The following is a 292-nucleotide window of genomic DNA, read 5'->3' as shown; positions in this document are numbered from 1 at the left end:
TCGGCATCGTCAGAGACGGCCTCAAAAATTTTCTGGAAAACTCCGGCTTTCGTCCAGTCGCTGTAGCGCGAGTAAACCGAGTTCCAATGCCCGAAATATGTCGGAAGGTCCCGCCATGGGCTGCCCGTCCGCGCAATCCATAAGACCGCCTCGATAAAGAGGCGGTTATCCTTCCCGCTACGTCCGCGATCCGTCTTCTTGCCAAGGCACAGCGGTTCCATCTTCGCCCATTGGGCATCCGTCAGTATGAAGCGATCCATAGGATCTTTGAAACACATCTGGATCCTTTAGA

The 292-nt window shown here is 54.1% G+C and carries 1 protein-coding gene; it reads right to left on the bottom strand.

Annotated elements, in window-relative coordinates:
• A partial coding sequence (locus B7G66_RS16090; RefSeq protein WP_048859393.1) for an IS5 family transposase occupies positions 1 to 260 on the bottom strand: 260 nt, incomplete at its 3' end.
• Positions 261 to 292 lie beyond the last annotated feature (32 nt).

Origin of the sequence: Novacetimonas hansenii JCM 7643 (genome assembly GCF_000964405.1) — a bacterium.
GTDB classification, from domain to species: Bacteria; Pseudomonadota; Alphaproteobacteria; order Acetobacterales; family Acetobacteraceae; genus Novacetimonas; species Novacetimonas hansenii.
The sequence above is the reverse complement of the archived record's forward strand: the minus strand, read 5'-3'. Positions and strand labels throughout refer to the sequence as shown.